Genomic DNA, 5,640 nt, shown 5'->3' on the forward strand with positions numbered 1-5,640 from the left:
TGCTTAAGGTTATGACTGCACCGGTAATTTCAATGGTGGATAGACCGTCATTCAAGAATAACCAGGCCATGAATGCAGCCAGTGGCGGTGCCAGGTACTCCAGTAACATAGCGTGCCAGGGGCCTAAACGGCGCAGAGCGGCAAAATGACAACTGTCGCCAATGGTAATACCTATAATACCGCTTAGGGCAAGTAACCAAAGGCCGGAATTGAGTTCCAGCGAGTTACCTAGTAACAGGCTCACAATCAAAAGCAGGGGAGTTGCAATAACGCCTTTAACCAAATTCATTTGTAAGGGCGAGAAATGACTACCGGCGCGGTGATACAGCAGCGTGGCGACAGCCCAAAAACTGGCGGCTAATAAAGCGGCAAGTTGCCCGGTCAATTCTCCGGCAATGTCTGATGTCAAAACAGGCTCGGCGGTTGCTCAAATGTAAGCGCTCGATTATAGTAGCGTCTCGCGTTCGATGGTACCGAACGCAAAAAATTTCGTAGGTTTTTTCTATAGAACAGTTAAAACCAAAAATAGAGCACGTGGCACTTGGTAGGTGTCACCACTGGTTGGAAAGGAAGTTTCATGCCTGTAATTACTCTCCCTGACGGAAGTCAACGCGAATTCGATAAACCCGTAAGCATTATGGAAGTGGCTGCCGATATTGGCGCTGGCCTTGCTAAAGCAACGGTCGCTGGCCGTATTGACGGTGAGCTGGTTGATGCCTGTGAAGTCATCGAGCACGACGCTCGCATTGAAATTGTGACACCAAAAGATGACGACGGCGTACACATTATTCGTCACTCTTGTGCTCACTTAATGGGGCACGCGGTAAAACAGCTGTGGCCAGATGCGAAAATGGCTATTGGTCCGGTCATCGATAATGGCTTTTACTACGACATCGACGTTGATCACACTTTCACTCAGGAAGACCTGGAAAAGCTTGAAAAGCGGATGAAAGAACTGGCTAAGACGGAATATGCCGTTATTAAGAAAAAGGTCAGTTGGAAAGAAGCCCGTGAAACTTTCGTAGAACGCCATGAACCTTATAAAATAGAGATCCTGGACGAAGACATCCCAACCGATGCCAACCCGGGGCTTTATCATCACGAAGAATACGTCGACATGTGTCGTGGCCCTCATGTGCCAAACATGAAATTTTGCCAACATTTTAAAATTATGAAAATGGCCGGCGCATACTGGCGCGGTGACTCTGACAACAAAATGCTGCAGCGTATATACGGTACGGCCTGGGCAGATAAAAAACAGTTAAAAGCCTATTTACAGCGTTTAGAAGAAGCAGAAAAGCGCGACCACCGTAAAATTGCTAAAGCTCAGGACTTATTCCACTGGCAGGAAGAAGCGCCGGGTATGGTTTTCTGGCACCACAATGGCTGGACCATTTTCCGTGAGCTGGAAACTTACATTCGCGAAAAGATGCGCGAGTATGACTATCAGGAAGTCAAAGGTCCTATGATGATGGACCGGGTATTGTGGGAAAAATCGGGTCACTGGGAGAAATTCTCAGAACTGATGTTCACCACTTCATCGGAAAACCGCGAATACGCCGTTAAGCCAATGAACTGCCCGGGCCATGTTCAAATCTTTAATCAGGGCTTGAAGTCTTACCGTGATTTGCCGTTACGCATGGCTGAGTTTGGTAGCTGTCACCGTAATGAACCTTCAGGTGCTTTGCACGGTCTGATGCGTGTTCGTGGTTTTACACAAGATGATGCGCACATTTTCTGTACTGAAGAGCAGGTTCAGGAAGAAGTCGCGGGTTGCATCAGAATGGTTTATGAAACCTACAAAACCTTTGGTTTCGAGAACATTGATGTGAAGCTTTCAACGCGCCCTGAAAAACGCTTAGGCGACGATGCTACCTGGGATCGTTCTGAAACAGCATTGGCTCAGGCTCTGAAGAATAATGACATCGATTTCTCTTATTTACCGGGTGAAGGGGCCTTTTATGGTCCGAAAATAGAATTTACTTTGTTCGATTGTCTGGGCAGAGCCTGGCAATGTGGTACAATACAGCTCGATTTTGCGTTGCCAGGGCGTTTAGGCGCTACTTACGTGGGCGAAGATAACGAGCGACATACGCCAGTTATGATTCACCGCGCTATTTTGGGCTCACTTGAACGCTTTATGGGTATTCTTATTGAAGAGTACGCAGGGCACTTCCCGTTGTGGTTGTCGCCAACGCAAGTTGTATTAATGAATATCACGGATAATCAAAGCGATTATGTGCGAAAAGTTGTCAAAACCCTGAACGAAAAGGGAATTCGTGCATCAGCCGACTTGAGAAATGAGAAGATAGGCTTTAAAATCCGTGAACACACATTAAAACGTGTTCCATATTTACTGGTTGTCGGCGACAAAGAAGTCGAAGCTGGTGAGGTTGCGGTACGTACACGTGGTGGTGAAGACTTGGGCAAATTCCCGTTAGAAGACTTCATTACTCGTGTAGAGGACGAAGTCCGTACTCGCAAAATTGATTAATTGTTTGGAGGAATAAACCATTAAAGGCGGAAAAAGAACTCAGAAAGCTGCAGATAAAAACCGTATCAACGAACAAATTACAGGCGTTGATGAAGTTCGCTTAATCGGAACCGATGGTGAACAAGCTGGTGTCGTCAGTATTAACGAGGCTCTTGATGCAGCAGCAGAAGCTGGTGTTGATTTGGTGGAGATGAGCCCTAACGCAGAACCACCAGTCTGCCGCCTGATGGATTACGGCAAGTTCCTCTTTGAAAAGAGTAAAGAACAGAAAGAGCAGAAGAAAAAACAGAAACAGATTCAGGTTAAGGAAGTTAAGTTCCGACCTGGTACTGATGAGGGCGACTACCAGGTAAAACTGCGCAACCTGCGTCGTTTCCTCGAGGGAGGTGACAAAACCAAAGTCACTATCCGTTTCCGTGGCCGGGAAATGGCACACCAAGAGTTGGGCATTGAATTGCTGAATCGCGTTAAAAACGATTTAGAAGAAATCTCAATTGTTGAGTCGTTCCCAAGACGTGCCGAAGGGCGCCAGATGATTATGGTCTTGGCACCCAACAAGAAGTGATCGTGGTTTACAAGTAGTCTGATTGTCAGGCTCACCCTTTCACACTTTTATCAACAATGCGGAGTTTAATTTCATGCCAAAAATGAAATCGAACAAAGGCGCTTCCAAGCGCTTTAAGAAGACTGCTTCTGGTGGTTTTAAGTGCAAGCAATCTCACTTGCGTCACATTCTGACTAAGAAGAGCCCTAAGCGTAAGCGTCAGCTTCGCGCGAAGAACATGGTCCATGAGGCCGACGTTCAATTAGTCGCTCGCATGTTACCGTACGCATAAGGGGAGATAGCAAATGGCACGAGTAAAACGTGGTGTAATCGCGAGAGCGCGTCACAAAAAAGTCCTGAAGCAGGCGAAAGGTTATTATGGTGCCCGTAGTCGCGTTTATCGCGTAGCGGTCCAGGCAGTAACTAAAGCAGGTCAATACGCATACCGTGACCGTCGCAACAAGAAACGTCAATTCCGTCAATTATGGATTGTTCGTATCAATGCTGCGGCTCGTCAAAACGGTCTGTCTTACAGCCGCTTTATCAATGGTCTGAAAAAAGCATCTATTGAAATCGATCGTAAAATCTTAGCCGATATCGCTGTTCATGATCAAAACGGTTTTGCCGCTTTGGTTGAGAAAGCAAAAGGCGCACTGTAATTATTCAAGACCTTTATTGGTTAGAATAAACAGATTCAGAAGGGAGCCAATTGGCTCCCTTTTTCATTGAAAATTCGCTATTATAGCGCCTTTATTATTTATCTTGTGTTGTTGAGGGATACGATGCAGCTAGAGCAAATTGTTGAGCAGGCTGAATCGGCCATTGCGGCCGCAGATTCACCGACTGCGTTAGACGAAGTCCGCGTCGAGTATATGGGCAAAAAAGGACAGCTTACCGAGCTTTTAAAAGGCTTGGGTAAGCTGGATCCGTCTGAACGTCGGGAAGCCGGACAGAAAATTAACGAAGCCAAACAGCAAGTTCAGACGAGTATCAATGCTCGTAAAGAACTATTGAAAGCGGCTGAGTTAGCACAAAAGCTGGAAGCGGAGCGGATAGACGTTACTCTGCCCGGACGGCATTCAGCAGTAGGTGGTGTGCATCCGGTTACTCAGACTATTCGTCGTATTGAACAGTTTTTCGGTGACTTAGGTTTTAGCGTAAAAGAAGGTCCGGAAGTAGAAGACGGTTTTCATAACTTCGATGCGCTGAATATTCCAGCGAATCATCCGGCTCGAGCTGATCACGATACGTTTTATTTCACTCCCTCAACAATGCTGCGTACACAAACCTCTGGTGTGCAAATTCGTACTATGGAGAATGAAAAACCTCCATTGCGCATCATTTCTCCGGGCCGTGTGTACCGGAACGATTATGATCAGACCCACACACCAATGTTTCACCAGGTCGAAGGGTTAATGGTTGATACCGACGTCAGCTTTACGCAATTAAAAGGAATTTTAGAAGACTTCCTGAATCACTTTTTCGAAGAGTCGCTGACGGTGCGTTTCAGGCCTTCGTACTTCCCGTTTACCGAACCTTCAGCAGAGGTTGATGTAATGGGTAAAGACGGTAAATGGCTCGAAGTTTTAGGTTGCGGCATGGTGCACCCAAACGTATTGAAGGCGGTAGGCATTGATTCGGAAAAGTACACCGGCTTTGCGTTTGGTATGGGCGTTGAGCGTCTTACCATGTTGCGCTACGGCGTGAATGACTTACGTGCGTTCTTCGAGAACGATCTGCGTTTCCTCAAACAATTCAACTAACGGGCAGTAAGCAATGAAATTCAGTGAACAATGGTTAAGGGAATGGGTTAACCCCGACATCAGCAGTCATGAATTGAGTGAACAGCTCAGCATGGCAGGCCTTGAAGTAGACGCTGTTGAGCCGGTTGCCGATGAGTTCCATACCGTCGTCGTTGGTGAAGTGATTGAATGTGGTCCTCATCCGGACGCAGATAAACTACAAATTACCAAAGTTAACGTTGGCGAAGGCGAGCCTGTTGATATTGTTTGTGGTGCGCCGAACTGCCGCCAGGGCATCAAAGTTGCTGTCGCTAAAGTCGGTGCAGTTTTACCCGGCGACTTCAAAATCAAAAAGGCAAAACTGCGTGGCCAGCCATCAAACGGAATGCTGTGCTCGTTTAAAGAGTTAGGCCTGATTGATGAACATGAAGGCATTATCGAGCTACCAACAGATGCTCCGGTAGGCGAAGATTATCGTAAGTACCTGCAGCTTGATGACAACAGTATCGATATTGACTTAACACCTAACCGTGGTGACTGCCTGAGTATTAGAGGTATAGCGCGTGAGGTGGGTGTGTTGAATCGTATGGATGTGTCAGCACCACAAAGCAGCGAAGTGAAAGCAACTATTGATGACGTACTAAGTATTACTTTGTCGGCTGCAGAGCAATGTCCGCGTTATTTAGGCCGGGTTGTTAAGGGTGTGGATTTAACGCGTCCAACGCCTGTCTGGATGACAGAGAAATTAAGACGTAGTGGTATTCGCAGCATTGATCCGGTCGTTGATATCACTAACTACGTGTTGCTAGAGCTGGGTCACCCAATGCATGCGTTCGACTTAGATGCGTTAGAGGGCGACA

At 46.8% G+C, this 5,640-nt stretch carries 7 protein-coding genes; 6 read left to right on the plus strand and 1 reads right to left on the minus strand.

The window, feature by feature from the left end; all coding sequences use genetic code 11:
- Positions 1–409 (minus strand): DMT family transporter (locus B3180_RS02675; RefSeq protein WP_286842887.1); only part of this gene is annotated, 409 nt, incomplete at its 3' end.
- Between the two features lie 168 nt (positions 410–577).
- On the opposite strand from B3180_RS02675, the gene thrS reads away from it, so the two are divergent.
- The 6 genes from thrS to ytpR all read left to right on the plus strand — a co-directional run.
- Positions 578–2,494, plus strand: coding sequence for a threonine--tRNA ligase (gene thrS / locus B3180_RS02680; protein ID WP_054487558.1), 1,917 nt, complete (start codon positions 578–580; stop codon positions 2,492–2,494).
- 19 nt (positions 2,495–2,513) lie between these two features.
- Positions 2,514–3,059: a translation initiation factor IF-3 gene (gene infC, locus B3180_RS02685; protein WP_011234644.1), complete on the plus strand. Its 546-nt coding sequence runs from the start codon at positions 2,514–2,516 to the stop codon at positions 3,057–3,059.
- A gap of 73 nt (positions 3,060–3,132) precedes the next feature.
- Positions 3,133–3,330 carry a 50S ribosomal protein L35 gene (gene rpmI, locus B3180_RS02690; protein WP_054487561.1) on the plus strand — a complete coding sequence of 66 codons (198 nt, stop codon included), beginning with the start codon at positions 3,133–3,135 and terminating at the stop codon, positions 3,328–3,330.
- A 13-nt stretch (positions 3,331–3,343) separates the two neighbouring features.
- Entirely contained in the window at positions 3,344–3,697 is a 354-nt protein-coding gene (gene rplT, locus B3180_RS02695; protein WP_011234642.1) for a 50S ribosomal protein L20, read from the plus strand.
- Positions 3,698–3,820: 123 nt separating this feature from the next.
- Positions 3,821–4,801 (plus strand): phenylalanine--tRNA ligase subunit alpha, encoded by a 981-nt coding sequence (gene pheS, locus B3180_RS02700; RefSeq protein WP_011234641.1) that lies wholly within the window; start codon positions 3,821–3,823, stop codon positions 4,799–4,801.
- A 13-nt stretch (positions 4,802–4,814) separates the two neighbouring features.
- Positions 4,815–5,640: YtpR family tRNA-binding protein (gene ytpR, locus B3180_RS02705; protein WP_286842892.1), on the plus strand; the 826-nt coding region annotated here is incomplete at its 3' end.

Origin of the sequence: Idiomarina sp. UBA4206, assembly GCF_002383015.1 — a bacterium.
Lineage (GTDB): Bacteria > Pseudomonadota > Gammaproteobacteria > Enterobacterales > Alteromonadaceae > Idiomarina > Idiomarina abyssalis.

What these genes read in the sequence shown, in the direction of transcription:
- thrS (WP_054487558.1), top strand. Translation starts at nt 578, where the DNA reads ATGCCTGTAATTACTCTCCCTGACGGAAGTCAACGCGAATTCGATAAA.
- rplT (WP_011234642.1), top strand. Translation starts at nt 3,344, where the DNA reads ATGGCACGAGTAAAACGTGGTGTAATCGCGAGAGCGCGTCACAAAAAA.
- rpmI (WP_054487561.1), top strand. Translation starts at nt 3,133, where the DNA reads ATGCCAAAAATGAAATCGAACAAAGGCGCTTCCAAGCGCTTTAAGAAG.
- pheS (WP_011234641.1), top strand. Translation starts at nt 3,821, where the DNA reads ATGCAGCTAGAGCAAATTGTTGAGCAGGCTGAATCGGCCATTGCGGCC.